Origin of the sequence: Brevundimonas balnearis (assembly GCF_042434805.1) — a bacterium.
Classification (GTDB): Bacteria; Pseudomonadota; Alphaproteobacteria; order Caulobacterales; family Caulobacteraceae; genus Brevundimonas; species Brevundimonas balnearis.
Genome location: NZ_JBHLSW010000004.1, coordinates 97,890 through 122,490, shown reverse-complemented (window position 1 = coordinate 122,490; position 24,601 = coordinate 97,890). Strand labels below are relative to the sequence as shown.

The 24,601-nt window shown below is 70.4% G+C and carries 31 protein-coding genes and 2 pseudogenes; 12 read left to right on the top strand and 21 right to left on the bottom strand.

The genetic code is table 11. The features are described from left to right. Positions 1–10: 10 nt before the first annotated feature. Complete coding sequence (locus ACFFGE_RS06300; protein WP_376835401.1) at positions 11–334, bottom strand: DUF1476 domain-containing protein; 324 nt, start codon at positions 332–334, stop codon at positions 11–13. Between the two features lie 246 nt (positions 335–580). On the opposite strand from ACFFGE_RS06300, the gene purC reads away from it, so the two are divergent. Genes purC through ACFFGE_RS06275 form a run of 5 tightly spaced genes read left to right on the top strand, consistent with a single transcriptional unit; the run spans position 581 to position 2,557 of the window. Then, positions 581–1,339 carry a phosphoribosylaminoimidazolesuccinocarboxamide synthase gene (gene purC / locus ACFFGE_RS06295; RefSeq protein WP_376835400.1) on the top strand — a complete coding sequence of 253 codons (759 nt, stop codon included), beginning with the start codon at positions 581–583 and terminating at the stop codon, positions 1,337–1,339. Beyond that, positions 1,336–1,542 carry a DUF5397 family protein gene (locus ACFFGE_RS06290; protein WP_376835399.1) on the top strand — a complete coding sequence of 69 codons (207 nt, stop codon included), beginning with the start codon at positions 1,336–1,338 and terminating at the stop codon, positions 1,540–1,542. The genes purC and ACFFGE_RS06290 overlap by 4 nt, the downstream gene beginning before the upstream one ends. Beyond that, positions 1,542–1,826: a virulence factor gene (locus tag ACFFGE_RS06285; RefSeq protein ID WP_376835397.1), complete on the top strand. Its 285-nt coding sequence runs from the start codon at positions 1,542–1,544 to the stop codon at positions 1,824–1,826. Before ACFFGE_RS06290 ends, ACFFGE_RS06285 begins: the two co-directional genes overlap by 1 nt. Further along, entirely contained in the window at positions 1,823–2,056 is a 234-nt protein-coding gene (purS, locus tag ACFFGE_RS06280; protein WP_376835396.1) for a phosphoribosylformylglycinamidine synthase subunit PurS, read from the top strand. The genes ACFFGE_RS06285 and purS overlap by 4 nt, the downstream gene beginning before the upstream one ends. A 36-nt stretch (positions 2,057–2,092) precedes the next feature. Beyond that, entirely contained in the window at positions 2,093–2,557 is a 465-nt protein-coding gene (locus ACFFGE_RS06275) for a YbhB/YbcL family Raf kinase inhibitor-like protein (protein WP_376835395.1), read from the top strand. Between the two features lie 3 nt (positions 2,558–2,560). Here the strand turns inward: ACFFGE_RS06275 and ACFFGE_RS06270 are convergent, their stop codons facing one another. From ACFFGE_RS06270 to ACFFGE_RS06260, 3 genes are all read right to left on the bottom strand, one after another. Beyond that, on the bottom strand, positions 2,561–2,905 hold the full coding sequence (locus tag ACFFGE_RS06270) for a hypothetical protein (protein WP_376835394.1): 345 nt from the start codon (positions 2,903–2,905) through the stop codon (positions 2,561–2,563). Further along, on the bottom strand, positions 2,902–3,435 hold the full coding sequence (locus ACFFGE_RS06265) for a DUF4199 domain-containing protein (RefSeq protein WP_376835393.1): 534 nt from the start codon (positions 3,433–3,435) through the stop codon (positions 2,902–2,904). Before ACFFGE_RS06265 ends, ACFFGE_RS06270 begins: the two co-directional genes overlap by 4 nt. A 94-nt stretch (positions 3,436–3,529) precedes the next feature. Beyond that, complete coding sequence (locus ACFFGE_RS06260) at positions 3,530–3,943, bottom strand: helix-turn-helix transcriptional regulator (RefSeq protein WP_376835392.1); 414 nt, start codon at positions 3,941–3,943, stop codon at positions 3,530–3,532. 86 nt (positions 3,944–4,029) lie between these two features. Between ACFFGE_RS06260 and purQ the strand changes: the two genes are divergently transcribed. Further along, positions 4,030–4,692 carry a phosphoribosylformylglycinamidine synthase subunit PurQ gene (gene purQ / locus ACFFGE_RS06255; protein WP_376835391.1) on the top strand — a complete coding sequence of 221 codons (663 nt, stop codon included), beginning with the start codon at positions 4,030–4,032 and terminating at the stop codon, positions 4,690–4,692. A gap of 184 nt (positions 4,693–4,876) precedes the next feature. On the opposite strand, the gene ACFFGE_RS06250 is transcribed toward purQ, so the two are convergent. Both ACFFGE_RS06250 and ACFFGE_RS06245 read right to left on the bottom strand, forming a co-directional pair. Continuing rightward, complete coding sequence (locus ACFFGE_RS06250; protein ID WP_376835390.1) at positions 4,877–5,914, bottom strand: aspartyl/asparaginyl beta-hydroxylase domain-containing protein; 1,038 nt, start codon at positions 5,912–5,914, stop codon at positions 4,877–4,879. A 57-nt stretch (positions 5,915–5,971) separates the two neighbouring features. After that, a complete protein-coding gene (locus ACFFGE_RS06245; protein ID WP_376835389.1) occupies positions 5,972–6,223 on the bottom strand; it encodes a hypothetical protein in 252 nt (83 codons plus the stop codon). 73 nt (positions 6,224–6,296) lie between these two features. Here ACFFGE_RS06245 and ACFFGE_RS06240 point away from each other — a divergent pair, with 73 nt between their 5' ends. Next, positions 6,297–7,121 (top strand): TspO-related membrane protein, encoded by an 825-nt coding sequence (locus tag ACFFGE_RS06240; RefSeq protein WP_376835388.1) that lies wholly within the window; start codon positions 6,297–6,299, stop codon positions 7,119–7,121. Here ACFFGE_RS06240 and ACFFGE_RS06235 read toward each other — a convergent pair. Together ACFFGE_RS06235 and ACFFGE_RS06230 are read right to left on the bottom strand one after the other, a co-directional pair. Next, complete coding sequence (locus ACFFGE_RS06235) at positions 7,118–7,543, bottom strand: hypothetical protein (protein ID WP_376835387.1); 426 nt, start codon at positions 7,541–7,543, stop codon at positions 7,118–7,120. The two genes, ACFFGE_RS06240 and ACFFGE_RS06235, sit on opposite strands and share 4 nt — an antisense overlap. Continuing rightward, positions 7,543–7,746: a hypothetical protein gene (locus ACFFGE_RS06230; RefSeq protein WP_376835386.1), complete on the bottom strand. Its 204-nt coding sequence runs from the start codon at positions 7,744–7,746 to the stop codon at positions 7,543–7,545. The genes ACFFGE_RS06235 and ACFFGE_RS06230 overlap by 1 nt, the downstream gene beginning before the upstream one ends. A 94-nt stretch (positions 7,747–7,840) precedes the next feature. On the opposite strand from ACFFGE_RS06230, the gene purL reads away from it, so the two are divergent. Further along, a complete protein-coding gene (purL, locus tag ACFFGE_RS06225; protein WP_376835385.1) occupies positions 7,841–10,051 on the top strand; it encodes a phosphoribosylformylglycinamidine synthase subunit PurL in 2,211 nt (736 codons plus the stop codon). Positions 10,052–10,174: 123 nt separating this feature from the next. Here the strand turns inward: purL and ACFFGE_RS06220 are convergent, their stop codons facing one another. From ACFFGE_RS06220 to ACFFGE_RS06195, 6 genes are all read right to left on the bottom strand, one after another. Continuing rightward, positions 10,175–11,014 (bottom strand): TIGR00282 family metallophosphoesterase, encoded by an 840-nt coding sequence (locus tag ACFFGE_RS06220; RefSeq protein ID WP_376835580.1) that lies wholly within the window; start codon positions 11,012–11,014, stop codon positions 10,175–10,177. Continuing rightward, the gene (locus ACFFGE_RS06215; protein WP_376835384.1) at positions 10,993–11,391 is read right to left on the bottom strand and encodes a type II toxin-antitoxin system VapC family toxin; all 399 of its coding nucleotides are present in this window, start codon (positions 11,389–11,391) and stop codon (positions 10,993–10,995) included. Before ACFFGE_RS06215 ends, ACFFGE_RS06220 begins: the two co-directional genes overlap by 22 nt. Positions 11,392–11,402: 11 nt before the next feature. After that, the gene (gene vapB, locus ACFFGE_RS06210) at positions 11,403–11,636 is read right to left on the bottom strand and encodes a type II toxin-antitoxin system VapB family antitoxin (RefSeq protein WP_376835383.1); all 234 of its coding nucleotides are present in this window, start codon (positions 11,634–11,636) and stop codon (positions 11,403–11,405) included. A 31-nt stretch (positions 11,637–11,667) separates the two neighbouring features. Further along, complete coding sequence (locus tag ACFFGE_RS06205; RefSeq protein WP_376835382.1) at positions 11,668–12,240, bottom strand: 5-formyltetrahydrofolate cyclo-ligase; 573 nt, start codon at positions 12,238–12,240, stop codon at positions 11,668–11,670. Between the two features lie 408 nt (positions 12,241–12,648). Beyond that, the gene (zapA, locus tag ACFFGE_RS06200) at positions 12,649–12,966 is read right to left on the bottom strand and encodes a cell division protein ZapA (RefSeq protein WP_376835381.1); all 318 of its coding nucleotides are present in this window, start codon (positions 12,964–12,966) and stop codon (positions 12,649–12,651) included. Beyond that, positions 12,966–13,196, bottom strand: a complete 231-nt coding sequence (locus ACFFGE_RS06195) for a hypothetical protein (RefSeq protein ID WP_376835380.1) — start codon at positions 13,194–13,196, stop codon at positions 12,966–12,968. Before ACFFGE_RS06195 ends, zapA begins: the two co-directional genes overlap by 1 nt. A gap of 137 nt (positions 13,197–13,333) precedes the next feature. Between ACFFGE_RS06195 and tkt the strand changes: the two genes are divergently transcribed. After that, on the top strand, positions 13,334–15,283 hold the full coding sequence (tkt, locus tag ACFFGE_RS06190; protein ID WP_376835579.1) for a transketolase: 1,950 nt from the start codon (positions 13,334–13,336) through the stop codon (positions 15,281–15,283). Here tkt and ACFFGE_RS06185 read toward each other — a convergent pair. From ACFFGE_RS06185 to ACFFGE_RS06155, 7 genes and pseudogenes are all read right to left on the bottom strand, one after another. Beyond that, positions 15,280–16,371, bottom strand: a complete 1,092-nt coding sequence (locus ACFFGE_RS06185; protein ID WP_376835379.1) for a DUF2336 domain-containing protein — start codon at positions 16,369–16,371, stop codon at positions 15,280–15,282. The two genes, tkt and ACFFGE_RS06185, sit on opposite strands and share 4 nt — an antisense overlap. Beyond that, the gene (locus ACFFGE_RS06180) at positions 16,368–17,048 is read right to left on the bottom strand and encodes a hypothetical protein (protein WP_376835378.1); all 681 of its coding nucleotides are present in this window, start codon (positions 17,046–17,048) and stop codon (positions 16,368–16,370) included. The genes ACFFGE_RS06185 and ACFFGE_RS06180 overlap by 4 nt, the downstream gene beginning before the upstream one ends. Before the next feature lie 60 nt (positions 17,049–17,108). Next, entirely contained in the window at positions 17,109–17,876 is a 768-nt protein-coding gene (locus ACFFGE_RS06175; protein ID WP_376835377.1) for an ABC transporter permease, read from the bottom strand. Further along, positions 17,873–18,628, bottom strand: coding sequence for an ABC transporter ATP-binding protein (locus tag ACFFGE_RS06170; protein ID WP_376835376.1), 756 nt, complete (start codon positions 18,626–18,628; stop codon positions 17,873–17,875). Before ACFFGE_RS06170 ends, ACFFGE_RS06175 begins: the two co-directional genes overlap by 4 nt. Continuing rightward, complete coding sequence (locus ACFFGE_RS06165) at positions 18,621–19,646, bottom strand: ABC transporter substrate-binding protein (RefSeq protein WP_376835375.1); 1,026 nt, start codon at positions 19,644–19,646, stop codon at positions 18,621–18,623. Before ACFFGE_RS06165 ends, ACFFGE_RS06170 begins: the two co-directional genes overlap by 8 nt. A 755-nt stretch (positions 19,647–20,401) precedes the next feature. Further along, positions 20,402–20,653: pseudogene (locus ACFFGE_RS06160) on the bottom strand (ABC transporter ATP-binding protein); the annotation flags it as partial. A gap of 92 nt (positions 20,654–20,745) precedes the next feature. Then, positions 20,746–22,402 (bottom strand): annotated as a pseudogene (locus ACFFGE_RS06155) (ABC-F family ATP-binding cassette domain-containing protein); the annotation flags it as partial. Positions 22,403–22,617: 215 nt separating this feature from the next. On the opposite strand from ACFFGE_RS06155, the gene ACFFGE_RS06150 reads away from it, so the two are divergent. Genes ACFFGE_RS06150 through ACFFGE_RS06140 form a run of 3 tightly spaced genes read left to right on the top strand, consistent with a single transcriptional unit; the run spans position 22,618 to position 24,580 of the window. Continuing rightward, the gene (locus tag ACFFGE_RS06150; RefSeq protein WP_376835374.1) at positions 22,618–23,073 is read left to right on the top strand and encodes a YcgN family cysteine cluster protein; all 456 of its coding nucleotides are present in this window, start codon (positions 22,618–22,620) and stop codon (positions 23,071–23,073) included. 49 nt (positions 23,074–23,122) lie between these two features. After that, complete coding sequence (locus ACFFGE_RS06145) at positions 23,123–24,136, top strand: adenosine deaminase (RefSeq protein ID WP_376835373.1); 1,014 nt, start codon at positions 23,123–23,125, stop codon at positions 24,134–24,136. Between the two features lie 12 nt (positions 24,137–24,148). Next, a complete protein-coding gene (locus ACFFGE_RS06140; protein WP_376835372.1) occupies positions 24,149–24,580 on the top strand; it encodes a lysozyme inhibitor LprI family protein in 432 nt (143 codons plus the stop codon). The last annotated feature ends 21 nt before the right edge of the window (positions 24,581–24,601 follow it).

Below are 24,601 nucleotides of genomic sequence, written 5' to 3'. Positions count from 1 at the left end.
GTGGGCCGGGTCAGTCGCCGGCGCGGATCTGGTCGCGGGCGATGGAGCCCAGCTCGTCCATCTTGGAGCGGATCTCGCCCTCCGACACCTGCAGGCCGGCGCCGCGGAAGTCCTGGTCCAGCTTGCGGAACACGTCGTCGTCCCCGGGCTGTTCGAAGTCGGCGCGGACGACCGCCTTGGCGTACTCCTCGCCGCTCTCGGCGGACAGGCCCATCTTCTCGGCCGCCCACAGGCCCAGCAGGCGGTTGCGGCGGGCGACGGCCTTGAACTCCTGGTCCTGATCGAGGGCGTACTTGGCTTCGAAAGCCTTTTCCCGATCGTCGAAGGTGGTCATACGCGTCGCGAGCTCCGTGGACGATCCCGAGGGGACCGGCGCGCCTCTATAGCCGCTGCGGGCATGAACGCAACATGACACCGACGGTCGCAGGCGCAGCTCGTTTGTGCGTCCGCGAGGGTTCCGCTAGGATGGCGTCACCTAGATTGACGCCGCCCGATTCCGGACCGCGCCGCGCTGTGGACCTTCGCCATGGCCCGCGCGGTTTTTGTTTCGGGCCGCGATCTCCCCGCCGGGACCACCTGAATGAACGTCAAGCGCAAGAAGCTCTACGAGGGCAAGGCCAAGATCCTCTACGAGGGGCCCGAGCCCGGAACCCTGATCCAGTACTTCAAGGACGACGCCACCGCCTTCAACGCCCAGAAGAAGGCGACGCTGGAAGGCAAGGGCGTGCTGAACAACAAGATCAGCGAGTTCATCATGACCCGCCTCAACGGCATCGGGGTCACGAACCACTTCATCAAGCGGCTGAACCTGCGCGAGCAGTTGATCCGTGAGGTCGAGATCATCCCGCTCGAGGTCGTGTGCCGAAACATCGTCGCCGGCAGCCTCGCGACGCGCCTGGGTCAGGCCGAGGGCACCCCGCTGCCCCGCTCGATCATCGAGTTCTACTACAAGAAGGACGAGCTCAACGACCCGATGGTCACCGAGGAGCACATCACCGCCTTCAACTGGGCCTCGACCCAGGAGATCGACGACATCCTGGCCATGACCGTGCGGGTCAACGACTATCTGTCGGGCATGTTCGGCGCGGTCGGCATCACGCTCGTGGACTTCAAGATCGAGTTCGGCCGCATCTGGGAGAACGACTTCAGCCGCGTGATCCTGGCCGACGAGATCAGCCCAGACAGCTGCCGGCTTTGGGATTCCTGCACCGGCGAGAAGCTGGACAAGGACCGCTTTCGCCGCGACCTGGGCAACGTCATCGAGAGCTACGCCGAGGTGGCGCGTCGCCTCGGCATCATGAAGGACATGCCGACCGTGATTCAGGGGGGGCTGCATTGACCAATGGCGTTGAAGAAGAAGCTGCGGCCTTTGTCAGAACCGACCGATTCCCCGGGCTCGACCGGTTCCGGACGTTCGGAGCGGAAGGCCCGCTCTACGAAGTCCTCGATGCATCGACGGACAGGCTGACCATCCGTGTCGTCGAAAGCGGAGAGACGCTGGGCTACTCCGCCGCCGCCGCCGCCGCCGATCCGCGGGCCTGATGTTCGCGATCGCCTTCGATCTCGTGGTCGCGGAAACCGAAGCCCGGCATCCGAAGGGCGTCTCCCAGGCCTACGACGAGATCGGCCGCACCTTGCGTCGATATGGGTTCGCCCGCATCCAGGGCAGCGTCTACACGACCGATGAGGAAGATCTGGCCAATCTGTTCGCCGCCATGAACGCGCTCCGGGCGGTCCCGTGGTTCCCCGACTGCGTCCGCGACGTTCGCGCTTTCCGGATCGAACAATGGTCCGACTTCACCCCCTTCATGAAGAGCAACCGATGAAAGTCCGCATTCACGTCTTCCTTAAGCCCGGCGTGCTGGACGTCCAGGGCAAGGCCGTCGAAGGCGCCCTGAAGGGCCTCGGCTGGAGCGGCGTCGCCAACGCCCGCGTCGGCAAGCTGATCGAGTTCGACCTCGACGGCGCCGAGGACCCCGCCGCCGAGGCGAAGAAGATGTGCGAGACCCTGCTCGCCAACACGGTCATTGAGAGCTACCGGATCGAGGTGGGGTGAGGCGCGTTCATCCTGGATACGCCGCCGGAGCTCGCGATGACCTTCACCCTCACCTCTGACGACTTTAGCGACAACGACACCCTGCCGGACGCGCAGGTTCAGGCGAAGGGCAACACCTCGCCGCACTTGAGGTGGTCGGGCGCGCCGGAGGGGACGAAGTCCTTCGCCATCACCTGCTATGATCCGGACGCGCCGACCGGCTCGGGCTTCTGGCACTGGACCGTCGCCAACATTCCCGCCGACGTGACCGAGATTCCCGCTGGCGGGCCGGTGCCGGCCGGCGCCGTGGAAGGCCGCACCGACTATGGCGAGCCGGGCTTCGGCGGCGCGGCCCCGCCACCGGGACATGGGCCGCACCGCTACATCTTTACCGTCTTCGCCGTGGATGCGGAGCAGCTGGAGGTCACGCCCGAGGATTCGGGGGCCAAATACGGCTTCAACCTGCATTTCCATACGCTCGCCAAGGCCACGATCACCGCGATCTATGAGAACAAGGGCTGAGCCTCAGTCGACGACCTCACGCGCGCGGCCGGTCAGCCGGTCCAGTTCGGCGAACAGGGCCGGTTCCTCGCGCTTGAAGTTGAAGCACGACTTGCCCTGGCGCCGCCGCGTCAGGTCTGGTGAAAGATCGGCGGCCAGGGCCGGGTCGCAGTAGATCGGCATCAGATGGAAGGCGACGTAGCTCTTCTTGATCGTCACCGCGCCGAACCATTCAGCCTCGCCCGTGGCGTCCAACGTCCGGGTGCGGACGACCAGATCGCCGGGCGCGTCGCGCGTCACCGTCAGCCCTTCGGCGTGGTTCAGCATGACGGCGCGCAGCGCAGCGAAGACCCCGTCGAAATCGCTCACGACCGCGCCCTTGCCGGCAGGAGGCGGCTGTTGCTCAGCAGGACGGCGCTGACGATCGACACCACCAGCCCGACCGGAAAGATCTCCACGAAGGTCAGCGGCAGGCGGTAGAAGGGCGAGCGGTAGGCCTCGACCGCGTTTCGCATCCGGGCCTCCAGCTGGCGGTAGGCTTCGCCGGACAGACCTTCGGCGCGCCGGGCCTCGAGGGTCGCGGCTGTATACTGATCCATGAAGACATAACCCGTCGCAGCCAGATACATTTCCCACACCAGGACGTAGGCGATGGAGGCGAACAGGGCGATGCCCAGGCCGACGCCCAGCGCTGGCAGGAAGCGGATAACGCCGCCGCCATGCGTATCCCTGTGTCGTTTGATGCCCATGAAGACGGCAGACATGCCCAAGAGCATGATCAGATAACCCAGCCAGACATTGCCGTGCGGCTCGCCGCCCGAGATGGCGACCGTGCCGATGACGCCTGCTATGATGACCAGTCCGGCGATCAGGCCGTGGGTGAGGATGATGCGGGCCATGGCGGCCTCCCTGCGATTGAACGGACCGCCATCCTGTCGTCGCCGCCATCCGCCGGCCTATCGCCCGAACGGGTGAATTCGTCCGCTCGCCCGATCAGGGGATCAGCCCCAGGTCGCGGGCGCGACCGACGGCCTCGGTGCGGGTCGAGGCCTCCAGCTTGAGATAGAGATTGGCCAGGTGGGTCTTGATGGTGTTCGGCGACAGGCCGAGCGTGCGCGCGATCTCCTTGTTGGCGCGGCCGGTGGCCAGGGCGTCCAGCACGCGCATCTCCTGGCCGGTCAGGCCCAGGGCCTGACGCGCGGCCGTGTTCGGCTCGAAATGCGGGCCGTGGCGCCGCGCCGCCATCCGCCAGCCCAGCCAGAGGCCACCCAGAGCGAAGGCCAGGGCGACCAGCGCGACATAGAGTTGCGGTTCGATAGCGCGCGTCGCCTGCTGCACCTCCAGCCACGCCAGGCCGAAGGCCCCCAGCGCCAGGACCAGTCCTGCGGTGATGACGGTGCGGATCATGCCGGGATGATGCGCGGCGGCGGCTCGGGGTCAATGGGTCCGGGACCACCCTGACTTCGCCGCCGAACCCTGCTAGAGGCCCGCGCATGAGCGCCGCCGTCATCGTCTTCCCCGGGTCCAACTGCGATCGCGACTGCAAGGTCGCGGTGGAGCGATCGACCGGCGAGCAGGTGCAGATGGTGTGGCACCAGGAGACGGAGCTGCCCAAGGGGTTGGACTTGATCGTCCTGCCGGGCGGCTTCTCCTACGGCGACTATCTGCGTTGCGGCGCCATGGCGGCCCAGTCGCCGGTCATGCAGGCGGTGAAGAAGGCCGCCGACGACGGCGTCGCGGTGGTCGGCATATGCAACGGCTTCCAGATCCTGTGCGAGGCCGGGATGCTGCCGGGCGCCCTGCTCCGGAACGCGGGCCTGAAGTACGTGTGCAAGCCCATCACGCTTCAGGTCGCCAACGGCCAGACGCGCTTCACCGCCGGCTATCAAGGCCAGCGCGAGGTCGTCATGACCCAGGGCAACGGCGACGGAAACTACTTCGCCGACGCTGAGACCCTGGCCCGCATCGAGGGCGAGGGCCAGGTCGTGTTCCGCTACGTCGACAACCCCAACGGCTCGGTCAACGACATCGCGGGCCTCCAGAACGCGCGGGGCAATGTGCTCGGCATGATGCCCCACCCGGACCGCGCCTTCGAGGCCGAGCTGGGCTCGGCGGACGGGGCGACGCTGTTCCAGAGCGTCTTCGCGGCGGCGTGATGTCGCGCTCCGAGCGCGACAAGATGATCGCCGGCGAGGTCAGGCTCAAGCGGTCGTCGGTTCCTTCCGTTGCGGATGGCTCGGCGGAATGCAGGCCCTTCCGTCCGATCCTCCCGAGACCGGCCCGGCGGCTTACCCTGGCCGGCATGCGGTCGTCCGGACGCGAGAATATGATCGTCGCGCCTCAGACGCCCCAGGCTGGAGACGCGCTTTCGCCGTCGATGACCTGGAACATGGCCGAGACCAGTGATCGTTCCTCATCCGTCAGCTCCGGCTTCCAGACGTCGAAGATCAGAATGATCCGGTCGCGGTCTGAACCGTTGACCGCCTCGTGCTCGACGGTGTCGTCGAAGGCCCAGGCCTCTCCCCGCTCCCACTCTCGCTCGTCAGACCCGACGCGGAAGCGACAGCCCCGCGGGACGATCAGCGGCAGGTGGCAGATCAGACGCGTGTTGATCAGGCCGTGGTGCGGCGGGATGCGCGCGCCCGGCGTAAGGCGCGAGAACAGGATCGACGGCGTCCGCCCGGGCACGCGGCACAGGGGGACGTCCCGCAGCGCCTCCAGCGTGCGGGGGCAGCGCGAGGCGGCCTCGCGCTGCTCGACGCCGTCCTTCCACAGGAAGACCGCGCTCCAGTCGGCGTTCGCCACCATACCTTGGGCGTCCCGCGCCGGACGGTCGCCCCTCGGCTCCACATAGGGTTTGAACAGATCCGGGTCGGCCAGGAGACCCTCCAGTTCCGAAGCGATCTCGTCCGTGGCCGCCTCGATCCGATCGATCCAGGGAAGGCTCTCGCGCGGCTGGAATTGGACCTGCGGCAGGCCGGGAAAGAAGTAGAACCGCGGGGCGGAAAGATGCAGCTGCTTGCGGCCGGTGAGCAGATCGAGCGACAGGGTGAAACGCTCGCTTGAGCGGGCCGGGTCATGGCCGGCCCGCGCCACGCCCTCGCGCAGGGCGGCTTCGAAACGCGCGGCGCGCGCGCTCGTCTCCGCTTCGATCCTTCGCACCTCGCTCGCCAGCGCCGGCGACGCCCCGCGCGTCCGCGCCACGCGCAACGCCGCCGCGTGAAAGGCGCCCGCGCCGCGCTCGTCGCCCAGACGGGCCAGCGCGTCCCCCTTCGCGATCAGGGCTTCCAGGTCGGCGGGGTCGGCCCTTAACCGCGCCTCCGCCGCCTTGAGGCGGGCTTGGAACTCAGCGGCTGAGGGCTCCGGGATCGCGGACATGCGGCATGCCAACCCCGCCGGGCGCGGCTGTCAACCGCCGACCTCGGCCCAGCCCGCTCATCGATGGCGCTTGACGTCGTCCTGATCCAGGCCGCCCTGCACCCCGAGGCTCTCGTCCAGGCGCTCGTCGGGTCCGGCGGGCTCGCCGTCGACGCGCTCGACGTCCTCGTCGGCCGTGTTCACGCCGCCCGGGTCACGCTGGGCCTGAAGCTCGCGGGCGCCGACGCCCAGCCCCTGCTCGATGGCGCGGTTGGCGGCGACGTCGTCGGTCTGGAAGCCGTCGTGCGTCTCACCCTGGGTGTCCGTCATGTCGCATCTCCTGTGGCTTGACTGAACCCGCGCCCGCCTCGCGAGTTCCAGCTTGGCGATTGCGAGGACCACGATGACCGAAGCCGCTCTTGAAGCCCCTGATGCCCCCGAGTCGGCGCCGCCCCCCCGCACCGGGCTGCGCCGCCTGATCGTCCTGGCCGCTGCGGTCTTCGCCGTGGCGATCAGCTACGGCCAGATCGCGACGGGCTGGGGCCAGTCGGCCGCCGAATTCGCCGCCGACAGCGACGCGACCTTGCGGGTCGCCGGCTACGCCTTCGCCATCTGGGGCCTGATCTATCTGGGCCTCATGATCTACGCGGTGCGGCAGGTGCTGCCGAACACCCGGGAGAGCCCGATGATCCGCGCGTTCGGCTGGCCGTCCGCCCTCGCCCTGCTCGGCATCGGCTGGTGGATCGTCGCCGCCGCCTTCGACGCGGAGGTCATGACCATCGTCCTGATCGTGGGGTCGGCCACCGTCCTGCTCATCCCCTTGCTGCGTCACGCCGGGGCTATCCGGAACCTGCCGGTCGGCGACCGGGACCGCTGGCTCACGGTCACGCCGCTGGCGCTTCTGGCGGGCTGGCTGACCATCGCCTCGCCGGTCAATCTGATCACTGTGGCGACCGGGAACGGCGACCTGCCGCAAGCGGCCTCGCCGACCGTCTGGGCGGTGCTCGCGATCGTCGCCGTGACGGCGTTCGTGCTGTTCGTGACGGCGCGGACCCGGCTGCTGGCCTATGCGGCCCCCGTGGCCTGGGGGCTTCTGGGGGCGTTCGTCGCGGAGCAGACCCGCAATCCCGTGGTCGGCTTCAGCGCGCTCGCCGCCGCGCTGGTCGTGGTGGTCGGCGGCGTGATCCTGGCGTTCGGCCTGAGGCGGTCGAGGCCGGCGACGGCTTAGTCGCCCTCGCCGTCGCTCGGCGCCCGCTCGTCTGCGTCGTGGCGATCGCGACGCAAGCTGGCGGCCCCGAGCCCCGGCCCCACGGCCGGGTCGGGTCCGGGCGTTCCGTCCGGGCCGATCCCGCCGGCGCGCAGCTGGTCGTCGGCGGGCGTGTCGCCGGCGGTGTGTCCGAGATCCGGCTGGGGGGTGGGTAGCGGCGTCGGCTCCACCGCCTCGCCGCCGGCGCCGACGTCATAGGCGCCCGTCTCCTCGATGCCGACGCTCCCGACCCCGGCGGCGGAGCCGGCGTAGCGCTGCCGCCGGCTGGACATCGCCGCCTCGGGGGCGGCGATGTCCATGGCCCGGGTGACGTCCGGATCGTTGGAGCGATCCATCTGCTGCCGGGCCGGCGCGGCCTGGCTCGGTGTGGAGGTCCGGGCCATCAGGCGTCCTCTTCGTCGCCCTCTTCGTCGTCGAGGTCGGCTTGCGGCTCTTCGGTCAGGGCCGAGGCGCCCGCGTCGTCGGCGGCGATCTGAGCGTCGTCGCCGCCGTCCTCGTCGCCTATGGGCAGGTCCTCGTCGTCGCCCGGTTCCTCGGCGGGCAGGTCTTCGAACGCGTCGGGGGTGTCGATCGGCTGGTCGGTCATGGGGGAGGTGCTCCTTGCGCCGGGACAACCTCGGGCGGCCCTCGCGGTTCCTGGCGGCTGACAGCGGGCCCGTTCGCCGCTAGAAGCGCCGCCCATGAGCGCGCCCCAAAAGACCATGGCCGAACTGGCCGCTGAATACGGCCTGGCCCCGAACGAATATCAGGTCGTCCTGGACCGGCTGGGCCGAGAGCCCAACCAGGTCGAGCTGGGCGTGTTCTCGGTGATGTGGTCCGAGCACTGCTCGTACAAGTCCTCGAAGATCCACCTCGGCAAGTTCCCCACGACCGGCGATCGCGTGATCTGCGGGCCGGGCGAGAACGCCGGCGTGATCGACATCGACGACGGCGACGCCTGCATCTTCAAGATGGAGAGCCACAACCACCCCAGCTTCATCGAGCCCTACCAGGGCGCGGCGACGGGCGTGGGCGGCATCATGCGCGACGTCTTCACCATGGGCGCGCGCCCGGTGGCGCTGCTCAACGCCCTTCGGTTCGGCGACCCGTCGCATGAGAAGACCAGGCGCCTGGTGACGGGCGTCGTCTCCGGCATCGGCGGCTACGGCAACTGCGTGGGCGTGCCGACGGTGGCGGGCGAAACCAACTTCCACCCCGGCTACAACGGCAACATCCTGGTCAACGCCATGTGCGTCGGCCTGGCCAGGTCGGACGCCATCTTCTATTCGGCCGCGCCGGCGCCGGGCCTCAGCGTGGTCTATTTCGGCTCCAAGACCGGGCGGGACGGCATCCACGGCGCCACCATGTCGTCGGCCGAGTTCGACGACGAATCCGACTCCAAGCGCCCGACGGTCCAGGTCGGCGACCCCTTCGCCGAGAAGCTGCTGATCGAGGCGACGCTGGAGTTGATGGCGTCCGGCGCCGTCGCGGCGATCCAGGACATGGGCGCGGCCGGCCTGACCTCCTCGTCCGTGGAGATGGCGGGCAAGGGCGGGGTCGGCATCGAGCTCGACATGGACGCGGTGCCCCAGCGCGAGGAGGGCATGACCGCCTATGAGATGATGCTGTCGGAAAGCCAGGAGCGCATGCTGGCGATCCTCAAGCCCGGCCGCGAGGACGACGGGCGGCGCATCTTCGAGAAGTGGGGCCTGGACGCCGCGGTGATCGGCAAGACGACCGACACCGGCCGGCTGGTGCTGCGTCATCACGGAGAGGTGGTCTGCGACGTGCCGCTCGCGCCCCTGTTCGACGACGCGCCGCTGTACGACCGGCCGTGGATCCAGCCGACGCTCCAGCCGCGCCTCGACCCCAAGGAAGTGCCTCCGCCCGAGAGCTGGCGCGACGCGGTGCTGAAGGTCGTGGCCTGTCCCGACATGGCCTCCAAGCGCTGGATCTGGGAGCAGTACGACCGCCACGTCATGGCCGACACCCTTCACGACTCCGCGACCGGCGCGGACGCGGGCGTGGTGCGGGTGCATGGCACGGACAAGGGCCTGGCGGTCACCTCGGACTGCACGCCCCGCTATGTCCAGGCCGACCCCTATGAAGGCGGCAAGCAGGCGGTGGCCGAGGCCTGGCGCAACCTGACGGCCGTCGGCGCGCGGCCCATCGCCATCACCGACAACCTGAACTTCGGCAATCCCCAGCGGCCCGAGATCATGGGCCAGATCGTGCGCGCCATCGACGGCATGGCCGAGGCCTGCCGCGCGCTCGACTTCCCGGTCGTGAGCGGGAACGTGTCGCTCTACAACGAGACCAACGGCGTCGCGATTCCGCCGACGCCCACCGTCGGCGCGGTGGGCCTGCTGAAGAACTACGACATCGTCACCGGCTTCGGCGGCATGGCCGAGGGCGACACCCTGGTGCTGATCGGCCAGACCGTCGGCGAACTGGGCTCCAGCCTCTACCTGCGCGAGGTGCTGGGCCGGGAGGAGGGCGCGCCGCCGCCCGTGGACCTGGCGCTGGAGAAGAAGACCGGCGACTTCGTGCGCGGCCTGATCGAGGCGGGCGAACTGACGGTGGTGCACGACCTTTCGGACGGCGGCCTGATCGGCGCCGCGGCCGACCTGGCGCTGGCGTCGGACTGCGGCGTGGTGCTGGATGCGACCAGCGAGACCCACGCCCACGTGCTGCTGTTCGGAGAGGATCAGGCCCGATATCTGGTGGCCACTTCCTCACCCCAGACGATCCTGGACGCCGCCAGGGGGGCGGGGCTGCACGCCTCGGTCGTCGGCCATGCGGTCGGGACCGATTTCGCCTCGGCGGGCCCCAAGGGGGAGCTGTTCCGCATCCCGCTCAAGGACCTGCGCGAGATTCACGAGGGCTGGCTTCCCAACTGGATCGCCGGCTAGAGCCTGATCGGCTTGAGTGGAATCGCTTCGCGATTCCACTTGAGGCGTGAATCAGGCTCTCGCTTCAAACTGGACCGAAATCCGAGTCCGGTTGGACGTGCGTCCAGATGAACCGATTTCGGTCTAGGCCGCCGGCACCGCCTGGGTCAGGCGCCCCCCCACCCGGATCGGCTCGACGCGGGTGGCCAGGCCCGTGCGGTCGTCGGTCTCCACGAACACGCCGCAGATGGTCGCGGGGCCCGAGGCGGGCTGGTAGCGGCCGCCGGAGATGCGGGTGGTGAAGCGTCGGAGCGGCTCCTCCTTGTCGTTGCCGATGACGGAGTCGTAGTCGCAGCAGCCGCCGGCGTCGGTCTGATAAGCCGTGCCGCCCGGCAGGATCTGGGCGTCGGCGGTCGGCACATGGGTGTGGGTGCCCACCACCAGCGACGCGCGGCCGTCGCAGAAGTGGCCCATGGCCATCTTCTCGCTGGTCGCCTCGCAGTGCATGTCGACGATGATGGCGTCCGCCGCCATCCCCAGCGGGCAGGCGGCGAGCTCCTTCTCGACCGCGCTGAACGGGTCGTCCATCGGGTCCATGTGCACCCGGCCCAGCACGTTCATGACCAGCACCGTTCGCCCCGACTGGGTCTCGAACAGGTTGGCCCCGGCCCCGGGCGCATCCATCAGGCGCGGATAGTTCAGCGGCCGGATCAGACGCGGCTCGCGCACGATGTAGGTCAGGGCCTCGCGCTGGTCCCAGCTGTGGTTGCCCAGAGTGAGGCAGTCGGCCCCCGCCAGGAACAGCTCGCGCGCCGTGGACTCCGTGATGCCGAACCCCCCCGCCGCGTTCTCGGCGTTGACCACCACGAAGTCGAGCTTCAGGTCGCGCTTCAGGCCCGGAAGATGGTCGCTGATTCCGTCGCGGCCGGACTTGCCGATGACGTCGCCGAAGAAGGCCAGTCTCACGGCGCGTCCTCCGGCCAGTCGATGCAGCGCAATCCGTCGACCCGTCGGAACTCCTTCAGGTTCCCGGTGACGAGAACCATGCCGCGGCTCCGCGCATGACCTGCGATCAAGGTGTCGTGAACGCCGATCGGCGTCCCCTTGAGCCGGAGGTCGGCCTTGATGTCCGCCGCGTGGTCAGCCGCCGCCTGATCCAGGTCCAAAACCCTGAGACGATCCACGAAGTCCTCCACCTCCATCCGGTGCTGTCGAGGCCGGGCCGACACCCTCGCTCCGTGGAGCAACTCCATGAACACGACGGAGGAGATGGCGATCTGATCGGCCTCCGCCTCGAACCTTTCGCGCAGGCTCGGCGAGCGGGCTCGCAGCGCCCGGATGCAGACGCTGGTGTCGATCATGATCGAGGCCATCAGTCGAAACTGACCGGCGGGCTGTCGTCGATCGGGTCTTCCGGTTCTTCAATGTCGATGCCCGGCCGATCGAAGAAGGTCGCCCAGACGTCGTCCGGAGGCACGAGCAGCAAACCGCGTCCCTCGCGGATCACCACCAGTTCCTTGACGTCGTCCGGGAAAGCGACCGCCTTGGGGATCCGGACGGCCTGCGACCGGTTGGTTTTGAACACGGTGGCGCGCGGGAGGGTCATGCTGGGAGACTACTCCGGCGTGAGGTATATATCAACGCCATATACGAAGTGCGCTCTCGGTCAGGACGCCGTCCAGCGGCTGGTCGTGCGATTCCGTGGGCAGGCGCTCCACCTGCTGGCCGGCGAAGCCCAGGCCGATGAAGCGCGGTCGCGGCGACCGCCGCCGCAGGGCCTGGAAGGTGCGGTCGTAGTGGCCGCCGCCCTGGCCCAGGCGTCCGCCGCGGCCGTCGAAGGCGATCAGCGGCGTGAGGATGATGTCAGGCGTGACGACCTCGGCGAGCTCCAGCGGCGAGGGACAACCCGCCAGATCCTCCTCCAGGGGGTCGTCCGGCGACCAGGCGCGGAAGATCAGCGGCGCCTCCCGATCGACGACCACCGGCAGAGCCAGGCGCGCGCCACGCTGGACCAGAGCGTGGGCGAGGGCCGTGGGATCGATCTCCGACCCCTGGGGGCAGTAGAGGGCGACGACTGGCGAGCCGGCGTCGTGCAGCTCGAGGATCGAGGTCGCATGCGAAGCCAGACCTTCGGCCGCCCAGGGCGTGGTGTCCGCCAGGGCCTTGCGCCGCAGCCGCATCTCCGCCCTCAGGGCCGCCTTGTCCGTCATGGGCGTCTCCGGGAGGCGAAACGGCGGCTCAGGCGCCCAACACGCCCTCAAGCAGCGAGGCGCCGCGCGCTGAGCGGTAGGGCAAACCCAACACGCCCTCAAGCAGCGAGGCGCCGCGCGCCGAGCGGTAGGGCAAACCCAACACGCCCTCAAGCAGCGAGGCGCCGCGCGCTGAGCGGTAGGGCAAACAAAAAGGTTGGCGGGCGCCGCGAGAGCCGTGAAGGTCGGTTCAATCCCCTCGACCTGGCGAACCAGGTGGGCGCCGTGGTGCCCAGGCCCTCGAGCCCAGGCAGGGACAGCTCCCTTCGAGACGATTAAGGTCGCTGGGATGTGTTGCCTTCGACGAGAGCCGCAGCCGCCCCGCCGGGTGCGAAGATAGGCGGCCTGACGGGGCGGAACAATGGCCGGTCAGAGGCCGGCGGCGATCTTTTCGATCCGCGCGGCGACGGCGTTGAGCGTTTCGGCCAGACCGGCCTCCGGATCGGCGCCCTCAGGCGGCGTCGCCCCGCCGTTGGCGAGCGCCGCCTTGGCCTCGTGCAGTTCGTCCGCCAGCAGCAGCGCCGCCATCAGGAACAGCCGCAGGTCCCCGACGTGGCCCACGTCGGCGGCGACGTCCTGCACGTGCCGGTCGAACTGTCGGGCCAGGGTCAGCACGCGCTGCTCCTGACCGTCGGCGCATCCGACGGCGTAGGGGCGTCCGTTGACCTCGACGGTGACGGTGGCCATCAGCCCTCGGCCTCCAGCACGGCGCGGATCTCGTCGGCGGCGGCGGCGAGGGCGGCGGAGGCGGCCTCGGCGGCGGCGCGCAGTTCGGGGTCCGACCCGCCCGCGGCGCGGGGCGCGAACAGGTCGTCGTCGGCGACCGAGGACCTGGCCTTCAGGTCGCGCGTCTTGCGCTCCAGCTCGGCGAGCGCGCGGTCGAGTCTCTGCTTGGCGGCGTCGGCGGCGTCGGCCATCGGATCGCTTCCTCCAGAATCCGTATAGAACCCGGCGCGCCCTCGGGGTAAAGCGCCCGCGCCCCCAAAATCCGTCCGCCGACGAAGGAACCGCCGTGTCCGACAGCTCCAAGCCCATCAAGGCCACCCCTCAGCAGATGGCGGACGCGATCCGCGTCCTGGCCATGGACGGGGTCGAAAAGGCCAAGAGCGGCCACCCCGGCATGCCCATGGGCATGGCCGACGTGGCGACGGTGCTGTTCTCGAAGTTCCTGAAGTTCGACGCCAGCCGGCCGGACTGGGCCGACCGCGATCGCTTCATCCTGTCGGCCGGGCACGGCTCGATGCTGATCTACGCCCTGCTGCACCTGACCGGCTACAAGGCGGCCACGAAGGAGGAGCTGTCGAACTTCCGCCAGTGGGGCTCGAAGACGGCCGGCCATCCCGAGTACGGCCACATGCCGGGGGTGGAGACCACCACCGGACCGCTGGGCCAGGGGCTGGCGAACGCGGTCGGCTTCGCCATGGCCGAGCGTCACCTGGCCGCGCGGTTCGGCGACGAGCTGGTGGACCATCGCACCTGGGTCGTCGCCGGCGACGGCTGTCTTATGGAGGGGATCAGCCAGGAGGCGATCACGCTCGCGGGCCGCTACCGGCTGAACAAGCTCACGGTGCTGTGGGACGACAACGAGATCACCATCGACGGCAAGGTCTCCCTGTCCGACGCCACCGACCAGAAGGGCCGCTTCAAGGCCGCCGGCTGGGCGGTCAAGGCCATCGACGGCCACGACATGGGCCAGATCAAGTCGGCCCTGAAGTGGGCCGTGAAGCAGGACAAGCCGACGCTGATCGCCTGTAGGACCAGGATCGGCAAGGGCGCCGCCACCATGGAGGGCAGCCACAAGACCCACGGCGCGGCGCTGGGCGCGGCCGAGATCGCGGCGACGCGGCTGGGTCTGAACTGGACCCACGATCCGTTCGAACTGCCGACCGAGATCGAGACCGCCTGGCGCAAGGTCGGCCGTCGCGGCGCCAAGGCCCGGAAGGCCTGGGAGGCCCGGCTGAAGGCCTCGCCGCTGGTCGCCGACTTCACCCGCGCCATGAAGGGCGAGCTGCCGTCGAACGCCTTCGAGGCGCTGGACGCCGGGATCGCCGAGCTGGTCGAGGCCAGGCCAGCCCAGGCCACGCGCGCGGCGTCGGGCGCGGCCCTGGCCAAGGTCTTCCACGCCATTCCTGAGATGGTCGGCGGCTCCGCCGACCTCACCGGTTCCAATAACACCCTGGTGCCCGACACCGTCACGCTGGACGCGCCGGACTACGCCGGGCGCTACGTCAACTGGGGCATCCGCGAGCACGGCATGGCGGCGGCCATGAACGGCATGGCGCTGCACGGAGGCGTCATTCCCTACGGCGGCACCTTCATGGTGTTCTCGGATTACAACCGGCCCTCGATCCGGCTCGCGGCCCTGATGGGCGTGCGGGTGATCCATGTGCTGACCCACGACTCCATCGGGGTTGGCGAGGACGGGCCGACCCACCAGCCGGTCGAGCATCTGGCGGCGCTCCGGGCCATTCCGAACCTGCTCGTGTTCCGCCCCGCCGACACGGTGGAGGCCTTCGAATGCTGGCGCCTGGCGCTGGAGAGCCGTGGAGCGCCGTCCGCCATGGCCCTGTCGCGCCAGAAGACCGACGCCGTGCGCGTCGAGGCGGCGAACGAGAACCTGTCGGCCAGGGGCGCCTATGTGCTGAAGGCGGCCTCCGCCCCGGCGAAGGCGACGCTGTTCGCCACCGGCACCGAAGTGCCGATCGCCCTGAAGGCCCGGGACACGCTCGAGGCCGAGGGCGTGCCGACCCGGGTCGTTTCGGTCCCGTGCTTCGCCCTGTTCGAGCGTCAGTCCGCCAAGTACCAGGCCGAGGTCATCGGCCGGGGCACGGCGCGCGTGGCGGTCGAGGCCGGCGTGCGTCAGGGCTGGGAGCGTTTCATCGGCGAGGACGGCGGCTTCGTCGGCATGACCGGCTTCGGCGCCTCGGCCCCGGCCGAGGTGCTCTACGAAAAGTTCGGCATCACCGCCGAGGCTGTGGTCGCGGCGGTCAAGGCGCGGCTCTAGGCCGCCGCCGCCTCGCGGCGCAGGCGCCAGAAACGAAGGGTGCGCTGGGCCGTGTCGCGGGTCAGGTCGTTGTACAGGGCGGCATAGGCCTTCGCCTTGCCCATGGCGTCGCCCTCGTCGTTCAGCAGGACGACGGCGTAGGTCAGGAACAGGGCGCGATCCAGGTCGGCCGCCTTGCAGACCACCGCCAGGGCGTCGAGCTCACGCCGCTCCACGATCTGGCGCGCCGTGTGGAAATCGACGTCGGACAGCTGCGACAGGGCGATCAGGAAGGCCGTGCGGCTGCCCGAGCGCAGGAACCTGGCCAGCACCACCGGCGTCAGCTGGTTGGCGGCGCGCAGCTCTTCCACATAGGCCAGCGTCTCGGCGTAGTCCTCGGGCAGCAGGCCGTCCTCGGTCGCCACCTGGGCGCGCCCGGCGGACAGGGCCGCCTCCAGCAGCGCCGGGTCCATGCGCGCGTTCTGCTCCAGGATCCGCTGCCGCAGGCGGCTCTCGACGACGAAGTACATGTCGTTCAGCAGGTCCGGCGGCAGGCTGGAGCGATTGACCGTGGCCTCGTGCAGCTCCGGATTGGCCTTGGCCCTCTCGACGGCGGTCTCGGACGCCTGGCGCGACAGCCGGGCCCCGTCGTTGCGCAGAAGCGAGCCCAGCGTCTCGTCGTCGCCGCGCTCGACGATGACGTCCGACACGGCCTCGGAGACGTTGGCCCGCTTGGACATGGCGCGCAGGTGGTCCTGCCCGTGCTTGCGCGCGACGCTGATCAGATCCTCGTCCGTCAGCAGCGGCGAGGCGCGCAGCACCGCCACCGCCACCGCCGCCTCGGGGTCGTCGGCCAGGGTGCGGATCAGGCTTCGCGGCGCGTTGGCGGCGGGGGCGAAGCGGCGCGCCAGCTGGGCCCGGACCGCGCTCTCCATGTCGCGCGAGACCTGGGCCAGGACGTCGCCATACAGCGCCGTCTCGGCCTCGGAATGGGTCGGCGCGCCGAAGAAGCTGTCGGTCAGCTCGCGCAGCAGGACGCGCCGCTTCTCGCTGGAGTCTTCCTTGGCCAGCGCGATCAGGTCGGGCAGGCGCGACAGGGTCTGGCTCATGGCAGGGTCGAGTCGTCGGCGGGTTCGGCGGGGATCAGCCGACCCTGCCCGTCGCGCATGACGACCGGCGGCCCCTCGGGCTCGGCGAGATCGATCGGCGCCTGGTCCAGATAGACCGGGTCCGGGATCGCCACCGGGTCGGGGGTCTGCCCGGCGGCGCGGTGGACCGAATAGTAGCGGGTGCTCTCGCCGCCCGCCGCCGCGACGGGTTGGGGGGCGATGCGGTGAATGGGGGCGTCGGCGCGCGGCGCCATGGGATCGGCCTCGACGACGGCGGCCAGGGCCTCGACAGGGCTGGACGAAGGTCCAGGCGCGGGCGGGGGCTCGGGCGAGGGCCGGGCCGGCTCGACCACGGGCGCCGGCGGGAGCGGCGACGGCGTCGCGGGCGCGGCAGTCGGCAGCCAGGCCGACGCCGGCGTCAGAGTGTTCGGTCGGGGCGAAGCGGGGGAGCCGTGCACGCGCGGGCGCGGGACGGGGGCCGGCTCCGCGCTCGGCGGGGCGGCCACGGCGGCGGCCGGCGGCGTCCGGGCCGGATCGGGGCGTTTGCCGGTCCACGTCAGATATCGCAGCCCGGCGGCCTGCCCGGCGTGCGGGCGCGGCGCGCTCTGGGCGAGCGCCGGCCCGGCCGCCAGACAGGCGGCGAGGCCGATCAGGAAAGGACGCACGCTCGCCGACACGGTGGTCTCCGCCAGGACGCGATCACGGCCAAGGCTAAGGCGCGCGGCCTTAATCGGCGGCTAACGTCCGACGACGCGGCGACGAACAACATCGGCCAGCAGGCCGACGGCCGCGTTGAGCGCCGCCCCCATGACCGCCAGCCACACCAGCGCCGCCATCAGCTCGGCGGTGCGGAGCCGATTGCCCGCCTCAAGAAGACGCCACGCCAACCCCTGGGCGGCGCCGGAGCCGGAGACGAACTCGGCCACCACCGCGCCGATGATCGACAGCCCCGCGGCGACGCGGAACCCCTCCAGCGCATAGGGCAGGGCGGACGGCAGGCGCAGCCGCCACAGGCGCTGGAGCCGTGTCGCGCCATAGAGGTCGAACAGCCGTTCCAGGTCCGGCTCGGCCGACTTCAGCCCGGTCAGGACGCCGGAGAACAGCGGGAAGAAGGCGACCAGCGCCGCCAGGGTCACGACCGCGCCCGAGGCGTTGTCCAGGCCGTACCAGATCAGGACCAGGGGCGCGATCGCCACCACGGGGGTGACCTGCACGGCGGTCGCCAGCGGCCGCACCGCCCGCTCCGCCGCCGGGCTGAGGGAGACGATCAGCGCCAGCCCGCCGCCGATCGCGGTCGCGGCGACCAGGGCCTGCATCGCCATCATGAAGGTGCGCCCGGCCGACGGGATCAGGCGCGGCGCGGCCTCGACCAGCGCCGTCGCTACGGCGCTGGGCGGCGGCAGGAAATAGGCGGGGACGGCCAACGCCCGGCACGCGACCTCCCAGACCGCCAGCAGGACAGCGGCCAGAAGGATCGGCGGCAGGACGCGCGCGAAGGCCCTCATCGCCCGCTCCCCATGGCCCGGCCGAGCGCGGCGGACAGCCGCTCCACGGCGGCGCGGGCCTCGTCGCCGTTCCGGAAGCCGTCGGGGCGGGGCAGGGCGGACGGCAGCTCGACGGTTTCGGCCACCGCGCCCGTCGTGGCGTCCAGCACCACGGCGCGGGTCGCCAGATGCGCCGCGTCCTCCACGTCATGGGTGACGAAGACCATCGTCGGGCGACGCTCGACCCAGATGCGGTGCAGGTCCTCAGCGAGCGCACGACGGGTGACGGTGTCCAGCGCGGCGAAGGGCTCGTCGAGCAGCAGCAGGCGCGGCTCGGCCGCGAGCGCCCGCGCCAGCGACACCCGCATGGCCATGCCGCCGGACAGCCGCGCCGGCGTCGCGTCCGCGCGGTCCTCCAGCCCGACGGAGGCCAGCGCCGCCGCCGCCCGCCGGTCGGCCTCCGCGCGCGGGACGCCCATCAGGTCCAGCGGCAGTCGCGCATTGGTCCGCGCCGAGGCCCAGGGCATCAGGGTCGGGGCCTGGAACACCAGACCGACGCGGTCGCGCGGCGCGGCGCGGGCGACCTCGCCCTCGCTGGGGGCTTCGAGACCTGCGATCAGGCGCAGCAGGGTGGACTTGCCCGATCCCGACGCCCCGACCAGGGCGACGATCTCGCCGTCTGGAATGGTCAGGTCGACCGGGCCGATCGGCGCGCGGCCCGGATAGCGGATCAGCACCCGCCGCAGCGCGACGGCGGGGGCCTCGTCAGCCACGGCCCGGCAGGAAGTCGAGCGTGAAGGCGTCGCGCCAGTTCAGATCGGCGGGATAGACGCCCGCCTGGCTGGTCACGTCGAAGAAGGCCTGCCACCGCTCCGCCGTCATGGCGCCGAGGCCATAGAGGGCTGCGTCGCCGCCCTCGACGATGGCGTAGGACTTCAGCTTGGCCCGCGCCTGGTCCAGGACGTCCTGGGTCATCTCGGGATTGTCGCGTCGGATCAGGGCGTCGGCGGCGCTCGGATCGCCGTTCAGATAGTCGCGCCAGCCCTCGATCGAGGCGGCGATGAAGTTCCTCAGCGCGTCCGCGTTGTCCCGGGCGAAGGCGTCCGGCGCCAGGACCATGGTCGCGTAGGAGGGGTAGCCCTCGTCCGCCAGCAGGAAGACCCGCGGATCGAAGCCCGCGACCTTCTGGATCGTATAGGGCTCCGACGTCAGATAGCCCTGCTGCACCGCGCGGGGGTCGGCCAGGAAGGGCGCGGGGTTGAAGGTGTACTTGCGCACCTGGTCGTCGGTGAAGCCGTAGCGCGCCTTGAGCCAGACCCAGAAGGCGGTGATCGAGGCGTCCGCTAGCAGCATCGGGCGCCCGGCCAGGTCGGCGATCGATTCCAGCTCCGGGTCCGGGTGGGCGATCAGGACCTGCGGGTCCTTCTGGAAGAAGGCGGCCACGGCCTTCACCGGCGCGCCCTCGGCGACGAGGTTCAGGGTGATGAAGCTGTTGGAGCCCATGCCCAGCTCGACCGCGCCGGAGGCCAGCAGCTGGGGCACGTTCACCGCCGGTCCGCCCTGGATGATCTGCACGTTCAGGCCGCGCCGCTCGTAGGCCCCCGACGCCCGCGCCTGATAGAAGCCGCCGTGCTCGGCCTGGGCCAGCCAGTCGGTGGCGAAGCGCAGGCGCACGCGGCCGGCCTCATCCACCTGCGCGGGCTCGCCGCGACCGCAGCCGGCCAGCGGCAGGGCGGCGGCGCCCGCGATCAGCAGGCGACGATCTATGACGAGACGATTCCGCTGGGCCATGGCTCAGGTGTAGGGCTCACGCGGCCGTGAGGGAAGGGATACGGCCGAGATCTCGCGCGCGCCGCGCGGTAGGGCGACTCAACACGCCCTCAAGCAGCGAGGCGCCGCGCGCCGAGCGGTAGGGCGACTCAACATGCCCTCAAGCAGCGAGGCGCCGCGCGCCGAGCGGTAGGGCGACTCAACATGCCCTCAAGCAGCGAGCGACCGCGTCGCGAGCGGTAGGGCGCCTCCAAAATTGAGCGAGGGGACGTTCGCCCGGTCGAACCGTTGCGCACGTCCCCTCGCCAAGTCCGGGTTGGACTTGGCCGTTGAGGGTCGGAGACCTTGGCCTGGGCATCGAGAGGGCGAACCCCCTGGACGGTCGGCTGTATCCCGTCGCCGCCTCGTCGCCGCCGGTCCGACGGCGTTGCTTCCGTCGTCGTTCAGCGATCGTGACCCGGTTCCGCGACGATCGGCCGAAGCCGGACCATCGAAGCCTGGGTCCTGCCGGTGGACGTCTCGGGCCGAAGCCGTCTTCGTCATCCGGTCAGGGCGTCGGACCGACCCGCTTGAAGCTTCCGGGTCTCCCCGGATTTCCGCGCCGCCGTGTCCCTCGGCCCGTTGACGTTCCGACGAAACCGGGTATGAGGCAAGCGCCCGAACCCGGCCCGCTGTGCGAAAGCCGCCCGCGATCGGTGCATAACCCCGTGGATATCTGTGGACGGACGAAATTCGTCGAAGCGGATCAGCGGTTTGCGTTGTCCACAGAAAGCGGATCAACCGGCCAGGGCGGCCTTCTTCTCCTCGATCTCCAGCCAGTCCGCCTCGGCGGCTTCCAGATCGGTGCGGGCTTTTTCGGCGGCCTTCATCGCCTTGTCGAACGCGGCGGGGTCGCGAGCGTAGAGGCCGGGGTCCGACAGCGTCGCCTCATGGCGCGCGATCTCGGCCGGCAGGGTCTCCATGAGGCGTTCCACCTCCTCCAGCCGCCGCTGGTCCTTGTAGGAGAGCTTCTTGGCGGATGAGCGAGGGGGGCTGGTGAGCGAGAGGTGAGCCGTGGATGTCGTCGACCGCGCCGATCCGCTCACCTCCTGCTCGCTGGCACGCCTCACCTTCTCTTCCAGAAACCCCGGGTTCTGCCGCACGAAGTCGGTCCAGCCGCCGGGCGTCTCCACGATGTCGCCCCGCCCGTTCAGGGCCAGCGTCGAGGTGGCCAGCCGGTCGATGAAATCGCGGTCGTGGCTGACCAGGATCAGGGTGCCCTCATAGCCCTCCAGCAGCTCCTCGAGCTTGTCGAGCGTGTCCATGTCCAGGTCGTTGGTGGGCTCGTCCAGCACCAGCAGGTTCGCCGGCCTGGCCAGCGCCCGAGCCAGCAGCAGGCGGTTGCGCTCACCGCCCGACAGGGTGGAGACCGGCTGCTTCAGCTGGGCCTCCTGGAACAGGAACTCCTTGGCGTAGGCCGCCACGTGCATGGGCCGGCCGCGCACCAGCACGGAGTCGCCCCCGCCGGGCGTCAGGGCGTCCCACAGGGTCATGTCCGACCGCAGCCCCTCGCGGGACTGGTCCATGTAGACGACCTCCAGATTGGCCCCCAGCCGCACCGTCCCCTCGTCGGGGGAAAGCTCGCCCAGCAGCGTCTTGACCAGCGTCGTCTTGCCCGCGCCGTTCGGGCCGACGATCCCCAGCCGATCGCCCCGGATCACGCGGGTGGTCAGGTTGCGAAAGAGCACACGACGCGCTCCTCCCCCGCTCGCGGGGGAGGGGGACCGCAAAGCGGTGGAGGGGGCGGACGCGGCGCCGATATCGGCGGTTTGGTCCGGTGCTCCTCTTCCATCGCCAGGGTTGCGGTCGCCCCCTCCTCCACGCTGCGCGTGGTCCCCCTCCCCCGCGTCGCGGGGGAGGATTGGTACGGACTTGGCCACGCCCTTCAGCTCGGCGACCAGCTTGCCGGAGGCCGCGCCTGCGTCGACGCCCAGGTTCAGCTCGCGCGGCAGGTCCCGCACCCGCTCCGCGCGCTCGATCCGCATCTGCCGCAGCCGCTCGGCCCGGCCCTCGTTGCGCGTCCGCTGGGCGGTGATGGAGCGGTAGAAGGTGTAGGTCTCCGCCTCGATGCGCTTCGTCAGGCGGCGCAGCGACTCCGCCTCTTCCTCGTAGAGCTTGGTGGACCAGGCGTCGAAGGCCTCGAACCCCTTGTCCAGGGTGCGGACCTTGCGGCTCTCCAGCCAGTGCACGGCCTGGGTCACGCGGTTCAGGAACGCGCGGTCGTGGCTGACCACCAGCACCGCCGAGCGCAGCGACAGGAGCTCCGCCTCCAGCCGCTCGATGGCCAGGATGTCGAGGTGGTTGGTCGGTTCGTCGAGCAACAGGACGTCGGGCGCCTCGGCGAAGGCCTTGGCCAGCGCCGCGCGCCGGGTCTCGCCGCCGGACAGGTTCGCCGCCGCCTTCGTCGGGTTCAGGCCGAAGGTCTCCAGCCAGGCTTCGCCGTCCCAGCGCTCGGCGCCCCCCGACGCGGCGTAGTCGGCGAGCGTCTCGCCGGTGATCAGCGGCTCCTGCGGCACATAGGCGAAGCGGGTCCCCGCCTGCACCGAGCGCTCGCCCGCGTCGGGCTCGATCAGCCCCATGACCAGTTTCATCAGGGTGGACTTGCCCGCGCCGTTGCGCCCGACCAGCGCGGCCCGCACGCGCGGCTCGATGGCCATGTCGACTCCGTCGAACAGCGGGCGTGGTCCGTCCTGCAGACGGACGTCCTTGAGGGCGACGAGGGGCGGGCGCGCGGCCATGGGGATCCTGTTACGGCGGGTCGCCTGCAATAGGTGCGGGCGCGAACTTTCGCCAGTCCGCGCAAGTCATTCCTCCCCCATCGCGATGGGGGAGGGGGACCGCCGAAGGCGGTGGAGGGGGCGACCGGGAGCGCCGGCGCTTGAACTCGCCCCCTCCACCATGCCGCGCATGGTCCCCCTCCCCCGCCGGGCGGGGGAGGAGTAAGAGGCGCGCGATGGCTTTCTGGCGCGAGAAGACCCTGGAGCAGATGACCGCCGCCGAGTGGGAATCGCTCTGCGACGGCTGCGGCCGCTGCTGCGTGGTGCGGTTCGAGGAGGAGGAGACCGGCGAGGTCATTCCGACGCGGGTCCATTGCAAGCTGTTCGACCCCGACCTGTGCCGCTGTTCGGACTATCCGAACCGGAAGCGCCATGTGCCGGACTGCATCAAGCTGACGCCGTGGAACATCGAGGCGCTGGAGTGGATGCCGAAGTCCTGCGCCTATCGCCGCCTGCATGAGGGGCGGCCGCTGGCGACCTGGCATCATCTGGTGTCGGGCGATCCCGACAGCGTGCATCGCGCCGGCGTTTCGGTGCGCGGCCAGACCGTGTCCGAGCTGAGCCTCAAGGAGCCGGAGGACGCGCTGGATTTCGAGGCGCCGGAGTGGGCCGAGGACGTCCCGGACGCCTAGACGGGGCGGGCGGCGACGGGCAGGCTGACGTCCGTCGAGGAGCCCGCCGATGACTGACCTGAACGCCTTCATCTCCGGCCTGCCCAAGGCCGAGCTGCACCTGCACATCGAGGGGTCGCTGGAGCCGGAGCAGATGTTCGCCTTCGCCAAGCGGAACGGCGTCTCCATTCCCTTCGCCAGCGTGGAGGAGGTGCGGGCCGCCTACGCCTTCTCCAACCTTCAGGACTTCCTGGACATCTACTACGCCGGGGCCGACGTGCTCAGGACCGAGGCCGACTTCCACGACCTGGCCTTCGCCTATTTCCAGCGGGCGGCGGCGGACAGCGTGCGTCACGCGGAGATCTTCTTCGACCCCCAGACCCACACCGATCGGGGCATTCCGTTCGGGGTCGTGGCGGACGGGCTGCTGGCGGGCATGGCGCGCGCCGAGGCCGAGCTGGGCGTCACGTCCAAGCTGATCCTGTGCTTCCTCAGACACCTCGACGAGGACGCCGCCTTCGACACGCTGAAGGCGGCCGAGCCCTGGCTGGACCGGATCGTCGGGGTGGGGCTCGACTCCTCCGAGGTCGGGCATCCGCCGTCGAAGTTCCAGCGGGTGTTCGCCCGCGCCCGCGACATGGGCCTGAAGCTCTGCGCCCATGCCGGCGAAGAGGGGCCGCCGGAGTATGTGCGAGAGGCGCTGGACCTGCTGCGCATCGACCGCATGGATCACGGCAACCGGTCGATGGAGGACGAGGCCCTGATCGCCCGGCTGGCGGCGGAGCGGATGACCCTGACCGTCTGTCCGCTGTCGAACCTGAAGCTCTGCGTGGTGACGGACCTGAAGGATCACCCCGTGCCGGAGATGCTGCGGCGGGGGCTGCACGTGACGCTGAATTCGGACGACCCGGCCTATTTCGGCGGCTATGTGAACGACAACTACCGGGCCCTGGCCGAGGCGGTGGGGCTGAGCCGCGAGGACGTGGTGCGCGTGGCGAGGAACAGCTTTGAGGGGGCCTTCCTGTCCGACGCCGAAAAGGCGGCCCGCCTGGCGGAGATCGACGCCTATCTGGCGCGCGTCTGAGGAGCCCGAACCATGCTGATCACCATGATGACCATGCTGGCGCTGGCCCAGGAGCCGGAGGTGACCTGCGACGATCCCGTCTCGACCGTCGAGATCGGCATCTGCATGGGTCGCGAGCTGGAGCGCGAGCAGGCCCGGCAGGCGCGCTACTTCGCCGCCGTGGTGGAGCGCGCGGAGGGCCTGGGCGACCGTATCGTGGGCGCCGACGGGCCTGAGGTGGCCGAGGCGCTGCGCGCGGGCCAGGCCGCGTGGGAGGCCTATGTCCAGGCCAGCTGCGACGCGACCTACGCCTGGTGGAGCGACGGCACCATCCGGGGCTCGAAGGCGCTGGGCTGCCGGATCGACCTGACGCGCCAGAGGACGCACGAGCTCTGGCGCGCCTATCTGACCTATCCGGACTCCACGCCGCCGATCCTGCCGGAGCCGAGCGGATCCGCGAGCTGACGTCGCGTCACGCTTCCGTCC